Raw genomic sequence first — 21912 nt, 5'->3', positions numbered from 1 at the left:
CGAGGGCCGCGGCGGCGGCGCTCGGCGGCGCGCTGCCGGAGCGCAACTGGACCGCCGGCGGCTCCGTACGGGACGCCCGCGTCGTGCTGGGCGCGCTGAGCACGGCGGCGACGCTGCTCGAACGGTCGGACACCGACACGTTCGCGCGGGGTGACACGCTGGCTTCGGTCGCCAGGGATGTGGCGCAGGCTGCCGGGAAGCGCGCCGACCTGCAGGCGCTGGCGGACCAGGAGCTGGCCGCCGGCAACCTCCGGAAGGCGGTGGACCTCCTGACCCAGGCCGCCCGATGAGGTGACCCACGAGAGGAGGACCGGGCCCTCGGACCTCGCGGTGCCGTACGAGCGCCGCGCCCGGCCGGGGGCCCGGTCCTCCTCTCCGAGCTCACGGCCGGCACAGGCAGAAAGGATGCCCCGCCGGATCCAGGAAGACCCGGAAGCTGTCCTTCTCGCTCGGCTGGTGGTCGTGCTTGGTCGCGCCCAGCTCGAGCACCGCCTTCTCCGCCTGGTCCATGTCCTCGACCAGCACGTCGATGTGCAGTTGCTGGGGCCGTTCCGAGCGGGGCCAGATCGGCGGCCGGTAGTCCTCGATCTTCTGGAACGCCAGCCGCTTCGGCGAACCGCCGTCGCTGATGACCACCCACCCGTCGTCCGCCGACTCGACGGGCCAGCCGAGCAGTCGCGAGTAGAACTCGCCGAGTCTGCGGGGGTTCGCACAGTCGAGCACGGTCGAGTGGTACTCCACGATGCCCTTCACCACATACACCTCCGAAGCGGTTGCGACGGCGCCGACCGGCGACAATGGAATGCATGGCTGCCAACTCGTTCATGGTCCCGCTCGGCACACCCGCGCCCGCCTTCGACCTGACCGCCGTCGACGGGGGCAACGTCGCGCTCACGGACTTCAAGGGCTCTCCCGCCACCCTCGTGGTGTTCCTGTCGAACCACTGCCCCTACGTCCGTCACCTCGAGGCCGGCCTCGGGGCCCTTGCCGCCGACTACGGCTCCAGGCTGTCGGTCGTCGCCATCTGCAGCAACGACAGCGTGAACTACCCAGACGACGACGCCACACACCTGGCCGAGCAGGCCGCCAGGGCCGGCTTCTCGTTCCCGTACCTGCTGGACGACACGCAGGAGATCGCCAAGGCCTACCGTGCGGCGTGCACGCCCGACTTCTTCCTGTACGACTCGGGGCTGCGGCTTGCCTACCGAGGGCAGTTCGACGACTCGCGGCCGGGCAACGACATCCCGGTCACGGGTTCGTCGCTCCGGGCCGCCATCGACGCCCTGCTGGACGGCGAGCCGGTCGCCGACCCGCAGCACCCGTCGATCGGCTGCAGCATCAAGTGGAAGCCGGGCAACGCCCCCGTCTGACCTTCTCCGTCACGGAGCTTCACCGTCACGGAGCTTCACCGTCACGGAGCTTCACCGGCGTGCTGCGCCGACGCGGTCATCGCCGCGGGGATCGCGAGCAGCAGCTCGTACGGCTCGCCGCCCTGCCAGCCGCGGACGAGGCGGACGCCCTCGGGCCCCGGGTCGAAGTCGTCGCACCCGTCCGGTCCGAAGCAGCCCGCCTCGTCCAGCATCCGGACGAGCGCGTCCTCGTCCGTGAGCCCGTCCGCGTACAGGGCGGCGTCGAGGAGAGCCAGGGCCGTGCGCGCGTTGCGTCCGGCGTCGTTGGACTCCACGCGGTCTAGTTGGCGCCGGGCCTGGATACGGAGATACGCGGCGAGCGATTCGGACCTACTCACGACAACCTTCTTCGATCACACACTCTGGGCTACGACATCATCACGCAAAGTCAGCGATGATGGTGGGACGTTCGCCGATTCGCGCCTGTCGCCACCCCGGAAACGTCCACGAAACGGGCATGCGGGAGTATCTGTCCATGAGTGCGTTCGACGACGTCATTGCCGCCAACGCGGACTACGCCCGAGACTTCGGCAACTACGGCCTCACCGGCCGGGCAGGACGCGGCCTCGCCGTGGTCACCTGCATGGACTCCCGCATCGACCCCCTCGGACTGCTGGGCCTGAAGGCCGGCGACGCCAAGATCCTGCGGAACGCCGGCGCCCGCGTCACCGACGACGTCCTGCGCACTCTGGTCCTGGCCGTCTACCTGCTAGGCGTCGAACGGGTCCTGGTGATGCCGCACACCGACTGCGGCATGGCCAAGGTCACGGACGCCGACGTCCACGACATCGCCAAGTCGAACGGGGTCGACACGCGCAGCCTGGAGTTCCACACGGTCCCCGACCAGGACGCGGCCCTGCGCCACGACCTCACGCGCATCCGCACGAGCCCGTTCCTCCCCGATGACCTGCCGGTGGGCGGCGCCATCTACGACGTCCACACCGGCCGCCTCCTCCCGGTAGCCTGCTAGGGCCCCTTAGCGACGAGGACTTTGACTGTTTGGCAGCGTTTCATGCTGCTGCGGGGAGACGGGCCTGGGCCATGCGCTGGTCCAGGCGTAGTTCGATGGCGGCGGCGAGTTCGGGCGGCGCCGGTCTCCACAACGGGCGTGTTGATGGTGGCGTCCATGATGCCCCCTTTCAAGGGTCATTCGCCGTGGGATGGCGATGATCGCGCCGGCTGCGAGCACGGCGTCGCGTCCATCGGGCCACCCGACACGTGCCGATCGGCCATCGCTCGGCCGGCCTCCTGGCCCCTTGCATGGTCACGTTGTACGGGCGCGCCGGGTTCCTTCCGGCATCACGGCTGCTTCACCATTCGTGGACCACGGCGACAGGGCACGGCGAGTGGTGCACCATGGCCTGGCTGACGGATCCGAGGAGCAGCCCGCGGCCGTAGCCCACCACCACGCCGAGATCGTCCTCGTTCATCGTCGCCTCCACCCGTTCGGTCTCCTTCACGCTCTCCTGACCAGGCAAGTGTCGTTCAGAGGCGTCCCTCTCGTTCTGGGAGGACATTGGTCCTCTTGTGCGAGCCCGGCCGCTTCAGATCACGCCCAGGTCCACTCACGGATCTCGGGCGCGTCCTCGCCGCGTTCGCGGGTGTGGGCGCGGTCCCGCAGCCGCTCGTCGGCCATCTGCTGGCGCAGCTGCGCCTGGGTCGCACCCAGGCCCGGGACGCGGTCAATGAGCCGCGGCAGGTGCTCGCGGAGGATGGCGGCGGCGGCCAGCGTCTCCAGGGTGGGCACGTCGCCGGCGCAGGCCGGCACCACGGCGGGCTCGACGCCGGCGTCGTGGAGGCCCAGGGCAGGATGCCGAGACCGCGGGTGCAGTGGGCGATGGCGTCCTCCATGGTGAACAGGTCCAGCACGGACTGCTTCCCAGCCACGATCACGTTGACGTAGTCGCGCGAGCGCATGCAGTGGTCGCCGACCGAGAGCAGCGTGTTGGCGTCCGGCGGGAGGTAGAGGTAGGCGCGCACGACCTCGGCCTTCTTGTTGACCACGATGTCGAGGAAGCCGGGGTCCTGGTGGCTGAAGCCGTTGTGGTCCTGGCGCCAGACGTGGGAGGAGAGCAGGTAGGTGAGCGAGGCGACGGGCCGCCGCCACGGGATCTTCTTCGACGCCTGCAGCTACTTGGCGTGCTGGTTGAACATGGCGGTCGATGATGTGGACGAACGCCTCGTAGCAGTTGAACAGCCCGTGCCGACCGGTCAGCAGGTAGCCCTCCAGCCAGCCCTGGCACAGGTGTTCGCTCAGCACCTCCATCACCCGGCCGCCAAGTGCTCGTCCGTGGGTTCGGTCTCGGCGTTCCAGGCGCGTGTCGTGGTCTCGAAGACGGCCTGCAGCCGGTTGGAGGCGGTCTCGTCCGGCCCCATCAGCCGGAAGGTGTGCGGGTTGGCGGCGATCACGTCCCGCAGGAACGCGCCCAGGACGCGAGTGGGCTCGCTTGACTGGACGGCGGGCGCCTTCACCTCCACCGCGTACCCGCGGAAGTCCGGCAGGGCCAGTGGCGCCAGCAGTTCGCCGCCGTTGGCGTGCCGGCTCGCGCTCATCCGCCGCGGCCCCTCCGGCACCGCCTGCAAGACAGCGGGCACCGGCCGCCCGTCGGGGTCGAACAGCTCCTCCGGCCGGTACGACCGCATCCACGCCTCCAGCATCGCCAGATGCCCGGCGTTGTCGCGGACCCCGGACAGCGGCACCTGGTGGGCCCGCCAGGTCCCCTCGACCGGCAGCCCATCAACCTCACGCGGCCCGGTCCCCTTCGGCGTCCGTAGGATGATCATGGTGATGGGGGCCGCGCGGCCGCCCTTGTAGGCGGCGATCTGGTCGAACACCACGTCCAGCGTCGCGGCCATCTGCTCGTGGTCAGGGCCGACGACGTGGGGACGGTAACCGTAGCCCTCCATGAGCTTGAGCAGCTCCGTCTCGGGGATACGGGCCAGCACCGTCGGGTTTGCGATCTTGTAGCCATTCAGGTGCAGGATCGGCAGGACCACGCCGTCGCGATAGGGGTCGAGCAGCTTGTTGGAGTGCCAGCTTGTGGCGAGGGGGCCGGTCTCGACCTCGCCGTCCGCGACCACACAGGCCACGACCAGCCGCGGGTTGTCGAACGCCGCCCCGTAGGCGTGGGCGAGCGAGTAACCGAGCTCGCCGCCCTCGTGGATCGAGCCGGGCGTCTCGGGCGCCACGTGGCTGGGGACGCCGCTGGGGAAGGAGAACTGCCGGACGTTGGTCCCTGGCTCACGGGCCCAACCTCACAGAGGGATCTGCCAGCTCAGCCGCGTCCCACCCTGGTCGGGGGACTCCAACTCCGCAGTGCCGCCCAACCGGCCGGCCCGTTCCTCGATGTTGCGCAGGCCGCTGCGGCGTCCCCCCTCGCCCAGACCGACGCCGTTGTCCGTGACCACCAGCGTGAGGCCGATGTCGGTGACCTCGACGGACACATCGGCGCGGGTCGCGTGGGAATGGCGGACCACGTTGGACAGCGCCTCGCGCAGCACCGCCACCAGGTGCTCGACGGCGGGCTCGGGCACCAGGGTGTCGATCTGCCCTTCCATTCGCAGGCCCGGCATGAACCCCAGATGGCTGGCCGCGCCCTCCATCAGCTCCACTATCTGCCCGCGCAGACTCGGCGCGGTATCGTCGTGCGAGCCCTGCAGGGCGAAGATGGACGAGCGAATCTGCCGGATCGTCTCATCCAGTTCGTCGATCGCGTGCTGCAGCCGCTTGCCCGCCTCCGGCCGCTCCACGAGCCGGAGCGTGCTCATCAACGTCATCGCGGTCGCGAACAGCCGCTGGATGACCACGTCGTGCAGGTCCCTGGCGATCCGGTCCCGGTCCTCCAGAAGCCCCAGCCGCTCGGCGTCCCGCCGCGTCTCGGCCAACTCCAGCGCGATCGCCGCCTGCCCGGCGAACGCCTGCAGCACCTGCTGGGTCGTCCCGCTGAAGGGCAGCCGCCCGCTGTGCTTGGCCAGCACCAGCACCCCGCGCACGGCCGGCGCGGTGCCCAGCGGGACAACGAGCCCCGGGCCGTAGCCGAGCCGCCGCAGCGGCGAACCCGGGTAGGGGGCGCTCTTCATGTCCGCGTTGGACATAGGCTCTCCTTGGGTGAACGCGTCGCCCGCGAGCGTGGTCGCCATCTCGACAACGGTCCCCAGCAGGTCCTCCGCGCCCTCGCCCTCAGCGACCTCCACCACGAGCGACCGCTCCGCCGCATCCGGTAACAGCACCTGGACCAGGTCGGCGTCGCTCATCTGGCGGGCGCGTGCGGCCACCACGGACAGCACCTCGCGCGGGTCCGCGCCGGACAACAGACTCGTGGTCACCTCCGATGAGGCCTGCAACCAGGTCTCACGGCTGCGCGACTCCTCGTACAGGCGGGCGTTCTCCACGGCGACGCCGGCGGCCGTGGCAAGCGCGATCACCACGGCCTCGTCCTCCTCGTCGAACTCACCGCCACCGCGCTTCTCCGTCAGGTACAGGTTGCCGAACACCTCATCGCGCACCCGGACCGGCACCCCGAGGAAGGTGCCCATCGGCGGATGGCCGGGCGGGAAGCCGTACGACTCCGGGTGATCGGAGATGCGCTTCAGCCGCAGCGGCCGGGCGTCCCTGATGAGCAGACCGAGCAGCCCCAGCCCGTGCGGCCAGTGCTCGATCTTGGCGATCTCCTCCTCGGTGAGGCCGACGGGGATGAACTGCAGAAGGGTGTTCTCCTGCCCTACCACGCCGAGCGCGCCGTAGCTGGCGTCCACCAGCGTGGTCGCGGTCTCCACGATGCGGCGCAGCACCGTCGCCAGGTCGAGATCGCTGCCCACCGACACGACGGCCTCCAGCAGCGCGTGCACGCGGTCCCGGGTGGCGAGCACGGCGTCCAGCCGAACCTGCAACTCCGCCAGCAGCTCATCGAGCCGCATCTGCGGCATCAGCGGACTGTGCTCACCTTCCACGCCGACCAGTGTCGCATCTGGACAGCGGCACGCCCAGGCACGATCAAGCAGTGCGATGACGTCCTTGTCCCGCTGGCCTCCGGCACCTCCTACGGCCGACACTCGCGGCGCGAGCGCGCTCTGCCTCGTGACGGCTGACTTCGACCCCAACGTTCACGTGCTCCCGCGGACGAACTCGCCGTGCCAGGTGTGGTACCAGACCGCCCCTGAGTACGCGTGCACCGACAGCATTCCCGCGACCTCGCCGTTTCGCATGGTGTGCAGCGTGTAGTAACCCGGGAAGGCCTCGGCCTCCCCTGCACGCAGGGTGGGGCCGTGTTCGCTCAGCCACGCGTCGGCGATCCGGCGTCCCTCCTCCGGACCGATCGCGGCCTCCTGCCGCCCGGTCGCGTGCATCCCGAAAACGGTGTTCCACATCATCGCCGGGCCCCATTCCACCTGGGCCGAGCCGTCGACGGGATCAACGAGGACCTCGGTGGCGCCCTCGCCGGCGCCGTCCACGAGTTCGGCGTAGTAGCCGTTGCTGAACTGCATGACTTCACCGACGCGCAGGCTCCACTGATCGGCGAACTCCTGGGCGGCGGACCAGGACCGCGAGCGGCAGCCACCGCGCGCGCAGCCACGTCGTCATCGTGACCGCACAGCCCTGAGTCGGTCCCGAGCGGCCTCGTAGGCCGCTGCGTCGATCTCGCCGCTGGCGAACCTGCGGGCCAGGATCTCCTCCGGGGACTCCTGGCCGCGGTCCGTGCTCGACGAGGTCTGCGCGATCCGGACGGCCACCCAGACGACCGCGCCGACGAGCGCGATCAGATGATGGTGATCAGTATCATCCAGCCCATTCCCGGGCCGTAGCCGTACATCATCATGACCCTCCTTTACCTCTCAGTCTTCGCCCTGCATGGGGCGGACGGGAGGGACTTAGGTCATCCGGTGGACAGCCTTAGGACAGGGCTGTCGCAGCGTGTTCGAGCTCTCTGCCGGCCAGGTACGGGCATGCCGGGCAGGGGCACGGGTGTCAACATCAGCTCGCCACGATTTCGGAGCCGGAGACCTCGCGTTCTGACGAGCCAGGTGTGACGACCACGTCCCGGAGGCGGGCGGCCCTGGGCCGCTGGGTCCGAAGGCCGGAGACGAACGCCTCCAGCTCCCCGGTTGGGCGGGTGAAGACGCGCAACACGTCCCCCTGGTGCAGGGTGCCGACGACACACCCAGTGACCACGTCGATCACAGGCAACTGCTTGATGTGCTGGGCGTGCATCAGCCGGGCCGCGTCGCGCACGCTTGTGCCCGGGGTGACAGTGATCGCCGGGGAGGTCATCAATTGAGACGCCGTGACTCCCGGCGGCCTTTTCGTGCTCGCGCCGCTGGCTGCGGAACTCGAACATCGACGCCGACCGCGAACCGCCTCATCGCGGCCATGATGTCGGAGAACGACCCGTCCGCCAGCACGGCGATGGCCACACGTCCCATGACGTCCTTGACTTCGATCGACATGATGTCCACCTCGCTTTCACGTCCCACGCTCGCGTATCGTGGCCCGCGGTCAGCGGCGAACGTCCCGCATGACCAGGCCGCCGGTCACGCCTTTCAGGCGCGGACCACGGCCACCGGGCAGCGGGCGTGATGCAGCACGCCCCGGCCGACCGAGCCGAGCAGCGCGAAGGCGTGCACCGGAAGCTGCCAGGCGTGCACGACCCTGAGCTGAACCCGCCGAGGCCACGGCTGCCGATCACCCACCAGCTCCACAGCGTCCTTGGCCTTCTCGCGCAACACCACGGCGGGCACGCCCTCCACCTCCTGCGTGGTGACATCGAGGGATGGCTGGCTCTGGCGGACGAGGGCCTCCGCCTCGCGCAGCACTCGCCGGCCCGCGCGCCACAGCGTGTCCGGCATGACGGCATCGGGGCGCTTGCCGGCCTGGTACCACGAGAGACCTTCGGCCTCTTCCTCGTGCGTCATGGAGCCGTGACGGGGAACGACGCCGCCAAGCTCTCGCCCCACCGCCTGGCCCGCTCCAGCTCGCCCGCCACCAGCGGCCCTTCCGTCCCGATGACGTAGAAGCTCTGCGCCGGGGCCGCAGCCTTGATGCCGAGGCGGCGCAGCCGCTTGGCAATGCCGCGAGCGGCCGAGCCGAGCATACGCGGCTTGGCGACGCGGGTGTCGAAGGCGGCCGAGGTGAGCGTGGCCGAGGCCGTGCCCAGAGCGGCCAGCCACTCACGCACGCCGTTCCCGGTCGAGACGAGCGGCCTGGTGGCCTGCTGGGCGGCGGACCTGCGGGTGGAGGCCCGGCTCATGGAGAAGGCGTGAGTCGGCCCGCCCACCACGAGCAGCCCGACTTCAGGCCCCACCTTGCCGGGCGTGGAGCCGACCTCGACCATCTCGGTCCGCAGCCGGGTGGCCAGCCCTTCGGCCACCGCCTCGGCAATCTGCTTGGTGTTGCCGTACATGGACTCGTACACGACCAGCGCGTCCATCACGCGCCTCCTATCAATGCTCGTGGGGCAGGACGGGTTCGAACTGGAACATCCCGGTGACCACTCGCCGGGCTCTTCGACGGGCCTGGCGGGGCCGCCCGACCAGGACGCGGCTCATCACCTGCCCGGCGGTCATCATCGGGCGCCCTCGACGATGCGTGCGTCCGGTCCTGGGAAGAGGAGGGTTTCGCGTCCCGTCTCCAGCCAGCGCACCAGTTAAGGGGGCGTGCCGTCGGCGTGCTCCACGCCCACGATGAAGCCCTCCCGGCGCGGGTTGCCGCCGTACGTGCCCTCCACGATCAGCCGGTCACCCACGGTCGCCTTCATGATGAGCTCCTCAGCTTCGATGTCTCCGATGCGAGCGGGGATGGCTTTCATCCCGTTTCCACCCTTCGGCGCAAGGCTCGCATGCGGCAGTGCCGTAGGTCTTCGAATCCCGGGGGCCTTCGTCCTCGCGCCCACGCCTCCTCGCACGTCGGCGTGCTTTCCAACCGGAAAAGGACCTTGGTCCCGCCCCGCGAATGTCCTTGGACCGATGTGACCGCACGTCCGGCGGGCAAGAGTGAAGGCGCACTCCAATGCGACAAGGAGAACGATGACCGCTACGGAAGCCGAGCTCGAAGCCTGGCGTGGATTCCACGGGGTGACCTGGCAGCAGGCCGTGGACGTGCGGGCCTTCATCCAGGCGAACTACAAGCCGTACGAGGGCGACGACCTCTTCCTGGCCGGGCCGACGGAGCGTACGCGTGCGGTGTGGGGGAAGGTCTCGGCGCTGTTCCCCGAGGAGCGGCGGCGCGGGATCCTCGACGCCGACACCGTGACCCCGTCCTCGATCGCCTCCCATCGGCCGGGCTACATCGACCGGGAGCGCGAGCTGATCGTGGGCCTGCAGACCGACGCACCGCTGAAGCGGGCGATCATGCCAGCGGGTGGGCTACGCATGGTGGAGAACAGCCTTGCCGCCTACGGGTACAAGCTCGACCCGTCGGTGAAGGAGATCTTCACCAAGTACCGCAAGACCCACAACGACGGCGTATTCGATGCCTACACCCCCGAGATCGTGGCCGCCCGCCGCTCGGGCATCGTCACCGGTTTGCCGGACGCCTACGGCCGCGGCCGCATCATCGGCGACTACCGCCGCGTGCCCCTCTACGGGGTGGACCGGCTGCTCGCGGCCAAGCGCGCCGAGTTGCGCTCCCTGGACGGCGGGCCCGCCACGGACGCCGTGATCCGGGACAGGGAGGAGCTGTCGGAGCAGCTCAAGGCGCTGGCGGAGCTGAAGGAGATGGCCGCCTCCTACGGCCACGACGTCGGTCGCCCGGCCGCCACCGCGCAGGAGGCGATCCAGTGGCTGTACTTCGCCTATCTGGCCGCGGTCAAGGAGCAGAACGGCGCCGCCATGTCGCTGGGCCGCACGTCCACCTTCATCGACGTCTACCTGGAGCGCGACCTCGCCGAAGGGCGCATCACCGAGGAGCGCGCGCAGGAGCTCGTCGACGACTTCGTCATCAAACTGCGCCTCGTCCGCTTCCTGCGCACCCCCGAGTACGACCAGCTCTTCTCCGGCGACCCCACCTGGGTGACCGAGTCGATCGGCGGCATCGGCGCCGACGGCCGCGCCCTCGTGACCCGGACGAGCTTCCGCTACCTGCAGACGCTGCGCAACCTCGGCCCGGCTCCGGAGCCGAACCTCACCGTCTTCTGGTCACCGCGGCTGCCCGAGCCGTTCAAGAGATTCTGCGCCGCGCTGTCGATCGAGACCAGCGCCATCCAGTACGAGAGCGACGAGCTGATGCGCCCCCGCTTCGGCGACGACACCGCCATCGCCTGCTGCGTGTCGGCCGCCCCGGTGGGTCGGCAGATGCAGTTCTTTGGCGCCCGCGTGAATCTGGCCAAGACCCTGCTGTACGCGATCAACGGCGGCCGCGACGAGCGCACCGGCGCCCAGGTCGGCCCGGCCTACCCGCCGGTGACCGGTGAGGTCCTCGACTACGAGCAAGTCGCCGCCGCCTTCGACCGGATGATGGACTGGCTGGCCGCCACGTACGTCGACGCACTCAACATCATCCACTACATGCATGACAAGTACGCCTACGAGCGCCTCGAAATGGCCCTGCACGACTACCCGGTCAAGCGCACCCTTGCCTGCGGCATCGCCGGCCTGTCCGTCACCGCCGACGGTCTCTCGGCCATCAAGCACGCCCGCGTCAAGGTGATCCGTGACGAGACCGGCCTCGCCGTCGACTACGAGGTCGACGGCGACTACCCGGCCTACGGCAACAACGACGACCGTGCCGACGCCATCGCGGTCGAGCTGGTGCGCTCGTTCATGGACAAGATCCGCCGCCACCCCGCCTACCGTGACGCCGAGCACACCCAATCCGTGCTCACCATCACCTCCAACGTCGTCTACGGCAAGCACACCGGCAACACCCCCGACGGCCGCCGTGCCGGCGAGCCGTTCGCTCCTGGAGCGAACCCGATGAACGGCCGCGACCGCCACGGCATGATCGCCTCCGCTCTGTCGGTCAGCAAACTTCCTTACGACCAGGCCCTCGACGGCATCTCCCTCACCAACACCGTCACCCCCGACGGTCTCGGCCGCACGCCGGAGGAACGCGTCCGCAACCTGGTCGGCGTGCTCGACGGCTACTTCGACGCCGACGGCTTTCACATGAACGTCAACGTCCTCACCCGCGCTGTCCTCCTGGACGCCATGGAACACCCCGACCGCTACCCGCAACTGACCATCCGCGTCTCCGGATACGCGGTCAACTTCGTCCGCCTCACCTCCGACCAGCAACGCGACGTGATCAACCGCACCTTCCACGGGTCGTTGTGAACGGCGTCATCACCTCCTGGGACCTGTCGGTCGGTGTGGACGGCCCCGGCACCAGGTTCGTCCTGTTCACCGCCGGCTGCCCGCTGCGCTGCCAGTACTGCCAGAACCCGGAGACCTGGCGGATGCGCGACGGCCGCCAGCTCACCGCCGACGAGATCATGGACGAGATCGGCACGTACCGGCGCTTCATCTCCGTCGCGGGCGGCGGGGTGACCATCAGCGGCGGCGAGCCGCTGCTCCAGCCCCGCTTCACCGCCGAGCTGCTGCGCCGCAGCCACGACAGCGGCCTGCACACCGCCCTGGACACCTCCGGCCTGCTCGGCGCCCGCGCCACCGACGCCATGCTGGCCGACACCGACCTGGTGCTGCTCGACATCAAATCCTTCGACCCGGCCACCTACCGCCGGGTCACCGGTGGGCCCGTCGAGCCCACCCTGCGCTTCGCCCGCCGCCTCGCCGGGCTAGGCCGGCCCACATGGGTGCGATTCGTGCTGGTCCCCGGGCTCACCGACGCCGTCGAGAACGTGGGCGCCCTGGCCCGCTTCGTGGCGAGCCTGGGCAACGTGGAACGGGTCGACGTCCTGCCCTTCCACCGCATGGCCACCGGCAAGTACGCACGCCTCGGCCTGACCTTCCCGCTTGCCGACGTCGCACCGCCCGACCAGGCCCTGCTGGACCGCGTGCACCGCCAGTTCCGGGTTCACGGCCTGGCCACGACATAAGGCTCGGCACTCGGCCCGGAACTCTCTGTGCCGGGAGTACTCGTAGGCGGCCAGACGATCCCGGCGTGGGCAACTAGTGGCGACTCCGTCGCCTGCCTGCCGGGCTTAAGAGACGTTCTGATGGACATAACCGAGCCGCCGGTGTGCAGCCAGCTGCCCGCCATGGCCGCATGCTATGGAGGACCGAGCGCGGGACTTTCGTCCCTGGTGCCGGCGGCGTCGATGGCATGGGCTGAAGGTGTCAGGCTCCGCTGGAATGGAGGCCGCCATGGACTGGCCCCTCGCGATCGTTATCATCTCAGTGGTCTTCGCTGTCACGGTAGTCGTCACGTCGTTCATCGCCCGCCCCAAGAGGTAGCGCGGGCGGTTCCTGAGCGGGACGCACGGGCGCTCAGCGCCCGTGCGTCCATCGCGTCGTGGTCTGCAGGGCGGTACATGGGCGCCGGGGCGCAGGCCGGTGAGGCTCTGGAGTCACGGCAGCCGTACGTAGCCGTGCCGGGACTTCCACAGGAAATACTTTTCGAACATGAGCTTCGCGGCGTGCGACTGCGGCCCGGGGATCATGACGCCGAACTTGCGTGGCGGGAGCATCCGGTCGGCCAGGATCATCACCCCGTTGTTGCCGGCGTCCATCACGCAGATGGCGGGGATGGCGCCGAACTCCTTGTGCGCCATCGGCTCCTCCCCCCGGATCCGGGCGGCGATGTTGGCCGCCGCGACGCGGGCCTGGACCTCGGTGGGGAAGCCGGTCTTCGGCACGCCCACCGGGATGGCCGTGGTCCACGGCACCTGCACCGCGGCCGCCACGCCCACCGCGTAGACGTCGGGCTCGGCCACCGACTGGTAGGTGTCGCGCACGGGCACGAAACCCCTGTCGTCGGCGAGCCGCGGCACCGCGCGCACGACGTCCTGGCCGGTGAAGGGAGGCACGATCATCGCGTACGCGTAGCCGAGATTCCGGCCGTCGGCGAGCCTGAGCTTGCCGGGCGCGATCTCGTCCATCGCCACGCCTGTGACGGTCTCGATGCCTTCCTTCTTGCAGAACAGCTTGAGCAGCTTCTCGCCTCCCGGCAGGCCGCCGATGCCGAAGTGGCCGAGGAACGGCTCGGCGGTCACGTAGGTGAGCGGCACCCGCCCACGCAGGCCCGCCTTCTTCAGCTGGTAAGCGGTGTTGAACAGGAACTCGTAGGCGGCCCCGAAGCAACCCGCGCCCTGCGTGGCGCCGATCACGACCGGGCCGGGGTCGTCGAGGAAGCGCCTCCACCCCTCCCCCGCGCGCACGGCGTCGTCCAGCGTGGTGATCGTGTGGGCCCCGTCCGCCGTCTCGAACCCCGGCAGCACGTCGAAGGCATTGCGGTAGCCGGTGGCGATGACCAGGTAGTCGTAACTGTGGACGCCCTCGGTCGTGTGGACGACATGCGCCTTGGGATCGATCACGGTGGCCGTGCCGTGCACGAAGTCCACGTCGTGCACGCCGAACGTCGGCGCCAGCGGGAAGGTGATGTCGGCCGGGCGGCGCTTGCCGAACGGCAGCCAGATGAGCGACGGGTTGAACAGGAACCGGTCGGACTGCGACACGACCGTGACGTCCACGTCCCCCTGCACTTCGTGCTTGACGCCGAGCGCGGCGTTCAGTCCGCCGAAGTTGCCGCCGAGAACCAGCACTTTGCTCAGCATGGGAATCACCTTCCGCCTCTCTTCCTGTCTTCAGGCTGACCGGCAGGAGGGGGCCGCGGATGAGGCGAAGGTCCCGCTCACTGCGGCGTTGGTCCGCGCTGCGGGGCGGGACCTCCAGCGGGACTTCCGGCCCTGACGGCTTCCTGCCCCACAGGGCCAGCGTCGATGGCAGGGAGGTGCGTCATGACTACTGCACACACCGTCGATCTCGCGGTCAGGCGGCTCCTCGTGGCGGCCGGACAGGCGCCTTCGATGCTCAACACCCAGCCGTGGCGGTTCAGGGTGCGCCATGGCCCCGTCATAGAGTTGCTGGCCGACTGGGACCGCTGGCTGCCGGTGAGCGACCCGCGCGGGCGCTCGCTGCACGTCAGCTGCGGCGCCGCGCTGTACAACCTGCGCATCGCGGCCCGCGCGGCCGGCCGCAGACCTGCCGTCCGCCTGCTGCCCGATGTTCAGCGGGCGCCGGAGGTGCTGGCCTGCGTCGACATCGACGTACGTGGGCCGGCCACGGCCGAGGCCCGGCAGTTGTACGAGCTGATCCCCTATCGACGGACCAACAGGGCTCCGTTCGACGAACGCGGCATCCCAGCACGAGTGCTGGCCGACATGCGCGCCGCCGCCTCGACCGAGCGCGCCCGACTCCTCTTCCTGGACCGGCGCAGCGCCACCGACCTGCTCGACTACGCCGCCATCGCGCAGGATCAGCTGGCCGGCAACGGCGACTACCTCATCGAACTCGCGGCCTGGACCACCGGTCACGGCGTGCCGGCGCACGTACAAGGACCCCGGGCGATCGGCGACGTAGACCCGATCCGCGACTTCGGCCACCGCACCGGCAAGGCCCGCTTCGAGCCGCACCCTCGATTGGCCGTGCTCACCACTGCCGGCGACGAGCCGATCGACTGGCTCCGCGCCGGGCAGGCGCTGCAACACATGCTCCTGGCGGCCACCGGACACGGGGTCTCGGCCTCCTTCCTCAACCAGCCTCTCGACCTGCGCGACATGCGGCGCCGCACCGACCCGCACCATCGATGCGGCCACCCACAGATGATCATGCGGCTCGGCTACGGCCCGGCGGTCCCCCGCGCCCCGCGCCGCCCCATCACCGAACTCCTGGCCTGACCAGCGGCACTCGGGCAGCGAGACCTCCGCCCCTATCCCCGCCGACGCGTCCGCGATGCGATGGAGGCACGATTCGCACGAGGAGCACGATGCACGTCACCGTCAACGAGGTCATGACCCGCGAGGTCGTCGCCGAGGCGACGGGTTCGTGCTTCGCGCCGGAAGACCCCTAAGAAAGGGACGTTCGCCGGTGTCGTACCGCGGTGGCCGGGTGCACGCTTCGATCAGGAGCACTCATGGGAAAAGAGATGATCACCATGCTCCCGATCCGCCCCCTCATCGCCACCGCGATGGTGGCCACCTCCACCGGCGTGCTCGCCGTACCGGCGCATGCGACCCAGCACTCCGGCACACCCACGCTGGTCGGCATCCGGGCCGCGCACCACCAGGGACTGGACCGGCTGGTCTTCGAGTTTCGCGGTCGGGTGCCCGCCCAGCGCGACGTGCGCTACGTGTCCAAGCTCACCGCCGACGGATCCGGCCGCACCGTGAACGTGGTGGGCGCCGCCCTGCTGCGGATCCGCTTCGATCAGGCCGACGGCCACGACCGCCACGGTCACGTCACCTATGGGCCGGCACGCAGGACGTACGGGCTGCCCGGCGTTATCCAGGTCGTCAACGCTGGCGACTTCGAGGCGACGCTGACCTTCGGCGTCGGGCTGGCCAAGCGGGTGCCCTATCGGATCCACACGCTCACCCGGCCGAGCCGCGTCGTCGTCGACATTGCCACCCCCTACCGGACCGTTCCGGTGCGCGACTACTTCCTCAACACCGCCAACTACGACGCCGGCCGCACGCCGTACACCACGGCCGTGCAGCGGCCGGTGATCCCACCGGCCACCGCGTACGGGGCACTGCAGCGCCTGTTCGCCGGACCCACCCAGGCCGAGACAGCCCAAGGGCTGCGCTTCGTCAGCTCCAAGGCCACCGGCTTCAGCAAGTTCACCGTCAAGAAGGGAAGCGCCAGGGTCTATCTGACCGGACGCGTCACCGGCGGAGGATCGACGTTCACCATCGCCGACGAGATCAAGCCGACGCTCAAGCAGTTCCCGTCGATCAAGTGGGTGAAGGTCTACGACGCCCGCGGACACACCCAGCAGCCTTACGGCCCGTCCGACTCCGTCCCGTGGTCACTGGAGCCATGAGTACCGGGAGCGCAGCCAGCCGGTCGATGAACCGCTACGTGTGATCGGAGTACGGTTCGGGAGGTAGGGGCTCGTCCTCTGTGAGGACGTCCAGACTGTCCGGGCCGTACCCGGCGGGTCGCACAACGGCGGGCCGGCGGTGTTCTACCGCGTCGCCCAACTCCAGCCGGGCGCGATCGTTCAGGTTCCGCGCCAGGACGGCCGTGTGGCGACCTTCCCCGTGTACGGCGTCGAGCGCTACCCCAAAAGCGAATTCCCCACCGACCGCGTCTACGCCGACACCAGCAGGCCGGAGATCAGGCTCATCACCTGCGGAGGCTCCTTCGACCCCGCCAAGGGTTCCTACCGCGACAACATCGTCGCCTACGGCGTCCTCACCGCCGTGGCATGAACGCATGCGGCTCGCGCTTCCAGACGGAGCCGCGTGGGGCTCGACCGCGCCCGGTGACAAGTCCGCTCACGGGCGCAAAGACCGAGGAATCGGTGGGATCCATGGCCACGTCCGTCCGAATCGCGTGTTGGAGTCGCCCCCGCACTGCTCAAGGTGCCGGACATGTGAGAGGAGCACCCGATGACCGAGACGCGGGACGAGCCGCCTCAGCGGCTCCTGGGAAGGACTCGGTCACATGCACTCTTCCGGCTGGGGTACGGATGAGCGGGCGCGTAGCGCCTTGTGTACGGCGTCCGCGCCGATGACCGCCGGGATCGCCAGGGCAGCCAGGGCCCACCCCGCCGGCGGCGGGAACGTCCCGCCCAGGAGAGCGGCCAGCGGTGGGAAGCCGAGGAAACCCATGAGCATGACCATCTCGGTCGCCACCGCCCACAGCAGGAGCCGGTTGCCGCCGAACGGGAGCCGCCCGGCCCAGCGGGTCTCGCTGCGGCAGGCGAAGGCGTTGGCGAGTTGCCCGAGAACCACAGCGGAGAATGCGGTCCCCGAGGCGGCCCCCAGCAGAGCCGCGGACGGCGTGACGCCCAAAGCCCACCCACCCAGCATGAGCACAGCGGCGAAGGCGGCCATCTCCACAGCGGCCTCGGCGGGGCCGAGCACGACGAAGACGCGGTGGAGCAGCCGCCGATCGAGCAGCGCCCCGGTGCGTGCCGGGCCCTGCATGGTGCGGGGGTTGGCGGGTTCGGCGCCGAGAGCGAGGGCGGGCAGCAGGTCGGTGCCGATGTCGAGGGCGAGCACCTGCAGCACGCTCAGCGCCAGGGTGGCGAAGTGGTCGTCGAGCAGCACCAGGTCGGCGGCTTCTCGGGCGACGTCGGTGCCGGAGGCGCCCATGGCGATGCCGATGTCGGCCTCGCGCAGCGCGGGGCCGTCGTTGACGCCGTCGCCGGTCATCGCCACGACGTGGCCGCGCGAGCGCAGGGCGCGGGCGATGCGCAGCTTGTCCTCGGGCGTCACCCGGGCGACCACAGCGCCGTCGCGGTCGAGCAGCGCGCCGAGGGCGGTGTCGTCCTGTGGCAGGTCGGCGCCGGTGAGTACCAGCCGTTCGGGGCCCAGCAGGCCCACCTTCTCCGCGATCGCGCGGGCCGTGCCCGGGTGGTCACCAGTGATCATGGCGAGCTTGATCCCGGCGCGCCGGCAGGTGGCGATCGCCCGGGCGACGTCCTCCCGGGGCGGGTCCTCCAGGCCGACCAGACCGAGCAAGGTCAGATCGCGTTCGACTTCCTCGGCGTCGCCGTCGGGGGGATTGTCGCGGCGCGCGACGGCCAGCACGCGCAGGCCGCGCCCGCTCATCTCCTCCAACGCCCACACCACGCCCGCCGTCTCGCTGCACAAGGGCAGGACGGAGTCGGGCGCGCCCTTGAGGTGCAACTTGCCGCCCGCGACGGCAGACGAGCGGCGGCGGACCGGGGTGAACGGGTAGCGCCGTGTAACGACCGTGTCCTCCCCCGGGCCCTGGCCTCTGCCGGCGGGGCGAGGGCGGGGCGCACCCGCTGGAAGCGGCGGTCGAAGTTGACGAACGTGCCGTCCTTCTCCAGCCAGGAGGCCGCGGGTAGGACGACGTCGGCCCGGCGGGCGGTCTCGGACAGGAACAGTTCGTGGCAGACGACGAGCGGGCAGGTCTCCAGTGCCTCGGCGACCCGGGTGGCGTCGGGGTCGGTGGCGCACACGTCCTCACCGATGATCCACAGTGCTCGGAGGTCGCCCGCGCGGGCGGCGGCGAACATCTGTGGGATGCGCATCCCGGGCAGGGAGGGGATCTCGGTGCCCCAGAGCCGCGCGGCCCGGTCGCGCGCGTGGGGATCGGTGACCTTCTGGTATCCGGGCAGCAGGTCGGGCAGGGCGCCCATGTCGGAGGCGCCCTGGACGTTGTTCTGGCCGCGCAGCGGGTTGACGCCGAAGCCGCGGCCCGTGCCGACCGCCCCGCGCAGGATCGCCAGGTTGGCCAGAGCGCGCACCCCGTCGGTGCCGTGCAGATGTTCGGTGACGCCGAGCCCGTAGACGATCGCGGGCCGTTCCGCCTGGCCGTACAGGCGGGCGGCCGTGACCAAGTCCGCGGCCGGGATGCCCGTGATGGCCGCCACGCGATCCGGCGGGTAGTCACTGAGCAGCGTGGCGAGCTCGGGCAGGCCGGTGGCGCGATGGCGGAGGAATTCCTCTTCGGTCAGGCCTTCGGCGAGCAGCACGTGGGCCAGGCCGTGGAAGAGGGCGACGTTGGTGCCGGGCCGGGGCCGCAGGTGCACGTCGGCGTGCTGGGCCAGCCCGACGGCACGTGGGTCGGCGACCACGAGGCGCGCTCCACGCAGGACCTGCTGGAGCAGGCGGGCGCCGACCACGGGATGGGCCTCGACCGGGTTGGCGCCCACCACGAGCAGGCAGTCGGCCCGCTCGACGTCGTCGAAGGAGTCGGTGCCGCCGGCGAGGCCGAACGCGGCGGTCAGCCCGGCGGCGGAGGGTGAGTGGCACAGCCGGGAGCAGTTGTCGACGTTGTTGGTGCCGATCACGGTCCGCATGAACTTCTGGATCAGGTAGTTCTCCTCGTTGGTGGCCCTGGCAGAGGAGATCGCCGCCACCGTGTCGGGGCCGCCCGCGGTCACGGCCGCGCGGAGCCCGCGGGCGATGTGGTCGAGCGCCTCGTCCCACGTCACCGGCTCCAGACTGCCGCCGCGGCGCAGGAGAGGCCGTGTGAGCCGTTCGGGGGAGGTGAGGAAGCCGTGGGCGAAGCGGCCCTTGACGCAGGCGTGCCCTCGGTTGACCGGCCCGTCGTGGGCCGGCAGGACCGCCACGACCTCGTCCTCCCGCGTGAGCACGTCGAGGGCGCAGCCGACACCGCAGTACCCGCACGTGGTACGGGTGCGTGTCAGCGCGGCCGGACGGGCGCCGGACGGCAGGCCCGGCTCGGACAGGGCGCCGGTGGGGCAGGCGTCGACGCACCCGCCGCACGCCACGCAGTCGGAGTCCACCCAGGCTCCGCCGGTCCCGGGCGCGACCACAGTGTCCGCGCCTCTGCCCGTCAGGGTGAGGGCGAAGGTTCCTTGCACGTCGGCGCACATGCGCACGCACCTGCCGCAGGCGATGCACAGGTCACGGTCGAGGTGGACGTAAGGGTGGCTGTCGTCGCGGCCCCTGCCGCCGGGCCCGTGGGCGGCTGGCGGTGTGATGCCCAGCGCGTGGCAGATCCGGGCCAGCTCGCTGCCGTCCGTGCCGCCGTCCAGCGCGCGAGGCGGCAGGGCCGAGACGATGACCTCGACGGCGTCGCGGCGCAGCGCCCGCAGCTCGGCCGTATCGGCCTCCACCTGTACGCCGTCGGTGGCCGGGGTTACGCACGCGGCCGCGACGTGCCCGTCCGCTTTCACCAGGCAGGTACGGCAGGAGCCCGCCGCGGGGAAGCGGTCGTCGTGGCAGAGCGCGGGCACCTCGACACCCGCCGCCCGTACGGCGGCGAGCAGCGCGGCGCCCTCCGCGACCTGGACGGTGGCACCGTCCACCTGGACCCTGGGGCCGTTCACGGGTCCCACCCCGCGAGGCGATCGCCACACGCGCGCGCCAGGCTGCGGACCGCGGCCGGCACCCGCCGCCCGAACGCGCACAGGCTCGCCTGGCCCATCACGCGCAGCAGCCGCCCGTACTCCTCGCCGGGCGGTGCCCCCGTGGCTTCCCGTGCGAGCTCCAGGCCGCGGCGGGAGCCGACCCGGCATGGCGAACAGGCCCCGCAGCTCTCGGCGGCGGCGGACTCCCACACGTGCCGCAGGATCTCCTCCGGCTCCACGCGCTGGTCGAACGCGACGAGACCGGCGTGGCCGAGTGCGGCGCCGCGCCCGGCCAGCGCGGCCTCGGCCAGCGGCACCTCCAGATCATCGCCCGCCAGGAAACCGCCGAGCGGCCCGCCCACCTGGAGCACCTGCAGCCGCGACCCCTGCTTCAGTCCGCCGCCCAGATCCGTGACGATCCGCGACACCGCGGTTCCCAGCTCGACCTCGTAGCAGCCAGGGCTGGCGAACCGCTCTGACAGGCAGACGAGCTTCGTTCCCGTCTCGGCGGGGGTGCCCCTGCGGGCGTAGGCCTGGCCGCCGTGGCCGACTATCCACGGCACCGCGGCAAGCGTCTCGACGTTGTTGACCACGGTTGGCGCATCCCACAGGCCCCGCCTCGTCGGGTACGGCGGGCGAGGCCGCGCGCATCCGCGTCCGCCTTCCAGGGAGGCGATGAGCGCGGTCTCCTCTCCCGCGACGTACGAACCGGCGCCCTCGACGACCTGGATGTCCAGATCCACGCCACTTCCGTGCACGGCCCGGCCCAGATGTCCGTCGGCGTAGGCCCGCGGGAGCGCCGCCCGCATGACCGCCAGCGCCCGCGGGTACTCCGAACGCACCAGGACCACGGCGCGCCGTGCACCGCAGGCGAAGCAGGCCAGCGCCACGCCTTCGAGGACGCGGTCCGGATCCCGCTCCATGAGCAGCCGGTCGGCGTACGAACCCGGATCGCCCTCGTCGCCGTTGGCGACCACCACGGCGTCCGGCGACCGGCCGGTGGCGGCCCACTTGGCGGCGACCGGGAACCCCGCGCCTCCGCGCCCGCGCAGCCCCGAGGCGGCCACCTCGGCCTCGATCCGATCAGGCGTGTCCGCGCCCACGGTCCGGGGCCACACCTGCCAGGGGGATTCCCCGCCGATGATCCCGGCGAGCACGACCGGATCTCCTGTGGCGTCGGCCACGGGGATGGGCGGATCTCGTGGCGGGCACCGGGCGGTCAACTGGTCGGCGAGATCCGGGCCGGCGCAGGGCTGGTCACCGTCGAGGCAGGCCGGACCGGCATAGCAGTAGCCGAGGCAGCGGACCGCCTGCAGGGACACCACGCCGTCCGGGCTCACCCCGCCGGCCGTGACGCCGAGCGCCTCCTCGGCCTCTTGCAGGTGCCGGCCGAGGCGAGCGGCGAAGCAGGATGCCGCGGCGCAGATCCGTACATGACGGCGGCCGTGCCCCGTCGCCAGGTCCGCGTAGAAGGTGGCCGGTCCAAGACCGGCAGCCGCCGGCAGCCCCAGTCCCACGGCGACGCCCGGCGCCCACGCCTCGGGACCGTCGGCCGGGGCGGCCGCCGTCGCTGCGGCCAGGGACTCGACCAACCCG

At 70.8% G+C, this 21912-nt stretch carries 21 protein-coding genes and 3 pseudogenes; 8 read left to right on the top strand and 16 right to left on the bottom strand.

The features are described from left to right. On the top strand, positions 1–290 hold a 290-nt coding region (locus tag DQW85_RS16785; RefSeq protein ID WP_162795050.1), incomplete at its 5' end, for a hypothetical protein. A gap of 91 nt (positions 291–381) precedes the next feature. Here DQW85_RS16785 and DQW85_RS16780 read toward each other — a convergent pair. Continuing rightward, entirely contained in the window at positions 382–753 is a 372-nt protein-coding gene (locus tag DQW85_RS16780) for a VOC family protein (RefSeq protein WP_113701242.1), read from the bottom strand. A gap of 53 nt (positions 754–806) precedes the next feature. Here DQW85_RS16780 and DQW85_RS16775 point away from each other — a divergent pair, with 53 nt between their 5' ends. After that, complete coding sequence (locus tag DQW85_RS16775; RefSeq protein WP_113701239.1) at positions 807–1370, top strand: thioredoxin family protein; 564 nt, start codon at positions 807–809, stop codon at positions 1368–1370. A 41-nt stretch (positions 1371–1411) separates the two neighbouring features. Here DQW85_RS16775 and DQW85_RS16770 read toward each other — a convergent pair whose 3' ends face one another. Next, positions 1412–1747: a hypothetical protein gene (locus DQW85_RS16770; protein ID WP_113701238.1), complete on the bottom strand. Its 336-nt coding sequence runs from the start codon at positions 1745–1747 to the stop codon at positions 1412–1414. A gap of 137 nt (positions 1748–1884) precedes the next feature. Here DQW85_RS16770 and DQW85_RS16765 point away from each other — a divergent pair, with 137 nt between their 5' ends. Beyond that, on the top strand, positions 1885–2379 hold the full coding sequence (locus tag DQW85_RS16765; RefSeq protein ID WP_113701241.1) for a beta-class carbonic anhydrase: 495 nt from the start codon (positions 1885–1887) through the stop codon (positions 2377–2379). A gap of 340 nt (positions 2380–2719) precedes the next feature. Here the strand turns inward: DQW85_RS16765 and DQW85_RS16760 are convergent, their stop codons facing one another. The 10 genes and pseudogenes from DQW85_RS16760 to DQW85_RS16715 form a co-directional block, all read right to left on the bottom strand. After that, positions 2720–2869, bottom strand: coding sequence for a universal stress protein (locus DQW85_RS16760; RefSeq protein WP_240197230.1), 150 nt, complete (start codon positions 2867–2869; stop codon positions 2720–2722). Positions 2870–2958: 89 nt separating this feature from the next. Beyond that, positions 2959–4634, bottom strand: a pseudogene (locus DQW85_RS16755) (phosphoketolase family protein); the annotation flags it as partial. A 30-nt stretch (positions 4635–4664) separates the two neighbouring features. Next, complete coding sequence (locus tag DQW85_RS16750) at positions 4665–6335, bottom strand: sensor histidine kinase (protein ID WP_113701236.1); 1671 nt, start codon at positions 6333–6335, stop codon at positions 4665–4667. A gap of 177 nt (positions 6336–6512) precedes the next feature. Continuing rightward, positions 6513–6893, bottom strand: coding sequence for a hypothetical protein (locus tag DQW85_RS16745; protein WP_113701235.1), 381 nt, complete (start codon positions 6891–6893; stop codon positions 6513–6515). A gap of 93 nt (positions 6894–6986) precedes the next feature. Beyond that, on the bottom strand, positions 6987–7139 hold the full coding sequence (locus DQW85_RS48525) for an SHOCT domain-containing protein (RefSeq protein ID WP_476703603.1): 153 nt from the start codon (positions 7137–7139) through the stop codon (positions 6987–6989). A gap of 241 nt (positions 7140–7380) precedes the next feature. Further along, positions 7381–7677, bottom strand: a complete 297-nt coding sequence (locus DQW85_RS16735; protein ID WP_113701233.1) for a CBS domain-containing protein — start codon at positions 7675–7677, stop codon at positions 7381–7383. Beyond that, positions 7677–7853 (bottom strand): hypothetical protein, encoded by a 177-nt coding sequence (locus DQW85_RS16730; protein WP_162795049.1) that lies wholly within the window; start codon positions 7851–7853, stop codon positions 7677–7679. The genes DQW85_RS16735 and DQW85_RS16730 overlap by 1 nt, the downstream gene beginning before the upstream one ends. Positions 7854–7946: 93 nt before the next feature. After that, entirely contained in the window at positions 7947–8318 is a 372-nt protein-coding gene (locus DQW85_RS46890; protein ID WP_113701231.1) for an adenine nucleotide alpha hydrolase family protein, read from the bottom strand. After that, positions 8315–8833 carry a flavodoxin family protein gene (locus tag DQW85_RS16720; protein ID WP_113701230.1) on the bottom strand — a complete coding sequence of 173 codons (519 nt, stop codon included), beginning with the start codon at positions 8831–8833 and terminating at the stop codon, positions 8315–8317. The genes DQW85_RS46890 and DQW85_RS16720 overlap by 4 nt, the downstream gene beginning before the upstream one ends. 135 nt (positions 8834–8968) lie before the next feature. Continuing rightward, positions 8969–9160: pseudogene (locus tag DQW85_RS16715) on the bottom strand (DUF1918 domain-containing protein). 268 nt (positions 9161–9428) lie between these two features. On the opposite strand from DQW85_RS16715, the gene pflB reads away from it, so the two are divergent. Both pflB and pflA read left to right on the top strand, forming a co-directional pair. Further along, positions 9429–11675 carry a formate C-acetyltransferase gene (gene pflB / locus DQW85_RS16710; RefSeq protein ID WP_113701229.1) on the top strand — a complete coding sequence of 749 codons (2247 nt, stop codon included), beginning with the start codon at positions 9429–9431 and terminating at the stop codon, positions 11673–11675. Beyond that, positions 11672–12397 carry a pyruvate formate-lyase-activating protein gene (pflA, locus tag DQW85_RS16705; RefSeq protein ID WP_113701228.1) on the top strand — a complete coding sequence of 242 codons (726 nt, stop codon included), beginning with the start codon at positions 11672–11674 and terminating at the stop codon, positions 12395–12397. The genes pflB and pflA overlap by 4 nt, the downstream gene beginning before the upstream one ends. 471 nt (positions 12398–12868) lie before the next feature. On the opposite strand, the gene DQW85_RS16700 is transcribed toward pflA, so the two are convergent. After that, positions 12869–14074: an NAD(P)/FAD-dependent oxidoreductase gene (locus DQW85_RS16700; protein WP_113701227.1), complete on the bottom strand. Its 1206-nt coding sequence runs from the start codon at positions 14072–14074 to the stop codon at positions 12869–12871. Between the two features lie 183 nt (positions 14075–14257). On the opposite strand from DQW85_RS16700, the gene DQW85_RS16695 reads away from it, so the two are divergent. The 3 genes and pseudogenes from DQW85_RS16695 to DQW85_RS16685 form a co-directional block, all read left to right on the top strand. Next, on the top strand, positions 14258–15196 hold the full coding sequence (locus tag DQW85_RS16695; RefSeq protein ID WP_113701226.1) for an Acg family FMN-binding oxidoreductase: 939 nt from the start codon (positions 14258–14260) through the stop codon (positions 15194–15196). 236 nt (positions 15197–15432) lie between these two features. Beyond that, complete coding sequence (locus tag DQW85_RS16690) at positions 15433–16341, top strand: AMIN-like domain-containing (lipo)protein (protein WP_113701225.1); 909 nt, start codon at positions 15433–15435, stop codon at positions 16339–16341. Between the two features lie 133 nt (positions 16342–16474). Beyond that, positions 16475–16732, top strand: a pseudogene (locus tag DQW85_RS16685) (sortase domain-containing protein); the annotation flags it as partial. A gap of 231 nt (positions 16733–16963) precedes the next feature. Here the strand turns inward: DQW85_RS16685 and DQW85_RS16680 are convergent. The 3 genes from DQW85_RS16680 to DQW85_RS16670 all read right to left on the bottom strand — a co-directional run. After that, a complete protein-coding gene (locus DQW85_RS16680) occupies positions 16964–18157 on the bottom strand; it encodes an HAD-IC family P-type ATPase (RefSeq protein WP_240197229.1) in 1194 nt (397 codons plus the stop codon). Then, positions 18076–20295, bottom strand: coding sequence for a molybdopterin-dependent oxidoreductase (locus DQW85_RS16675; RefSeq protein ID WP_240197228.1), 2220 nt, complete (start codon positions 20293–20295; stop codon positions 18076–18078). The genes DQW85_RS16680 and DQW85_RS16675 overlap by 82 nt, the downstream gene beginning before the upstream one ends. After that, the coding region (locus DQW85_RS16670) for an NAD(P)H-dependent oxidoreductase subunit E (RefSeq protein WP_113701240.1) at positions 20292–21912 on the bottom strand (1621 nt) is incomplete at its 5' end. The genes DQW85_RS16670 and DQW85_RS16675, both read right to left, overlap by 4 nt.

The sequence above is a fragment of the Nonomuraea lactucae genome (genome assembly GCF_003313395.1).
In the GTDB taxonomy this organism is placed as follows: Bacteria; Actinomycetota; Actinomycetes; order Streptosporangiales; family Streptosporangiaceae; genus Nonomuraea; species Nonomuraea lactucae.
This window is presented reverse-complemented; position numbering and strand designations above follow the sequence as displayed.

Coding starts and splice junctions, on each gene's coding strand:
- DQW85_RS16695 (WP_113701226.1), top strand. CDS start 14,258: ATGACTACTGCACACACCGTCGATCTCGCGGTCAGGCGGCTCCTCGTG.
- DQW85_RS16750 (WP_113701236.1), bottom strand. CDS start 6,335: ATGCCGCAGATGCGGCTCGATGAGCTGCTGGCGGAGTTGCAGGTTCGG.
- DQW85_RS16700 (WP_113701227.1), bottom strand. CDS start 14,074: ATGCTGAGCAAAGTGCTGGTTCTCGGCGGCAACTTCGGCGGACTGAAC.
- DQW85_RS16730 (WP_162795049.1), bottom strand. CDS start 7,853: ATGTCGATCGAAGTCAAGGACGTCATGGGACGTGTGGCCATCGCCGTG.
- DQW85_RS16690 (WP_113701225.1), top strand. CDS start 15,433: ATGGGAAAAGAGATGATCACCATGCTCCCGATCCGCCCCCTCATCGCC.
- DQW85_RS16765 (WP_113701241.1), top strand. CDS start 1,885: ATGAGTGCGTTCGACGACGTCATTGCCGCCAACGCGGACTACGCCCGA.
- DQW85_RS46890 (WP_113701231.1), bottom strand. CDS start 8,318: ATGACGCACGAGGAAGAGGCCGAAGGTCTCTCGTGGTACCAGGCCGGC.
- DQW85_RS16735 (WP_113701233.1), bottom strand. CDS start 7,677: ATGACCTCCCCGGCGATCACTGTCACCCCGGGCACAAGCGTGCGCGAC.
- pflB (WP_113701229.1), top strand. CDS start 9,429: ATGACCGCTACGGAAGCCGAGCTCGAAGCCTGGCGTGGATTCCACGGG.
- DQW85_RS16745 (WP_113701235.1), bottom strand. CDS start 6,893: ATGCAGTTCAGCAACGGCTACTACGCCGAACTCGTGGACGGCGCCGGC.
- DQW85_RS16775 (WP_113701239.1), top strand. CDS start 807: ATGGCTGCCAACTCGTTCATGGTCCCGCTCGGCACACCCGCGCCCGCC.
- DQW85_RS16720 (WP_113701230.1), bottom strand. CDS start 8,833: ATGGACGCGCTGGTCGTGTACGAGTCCATGTACGGCAACACCAAGCAG.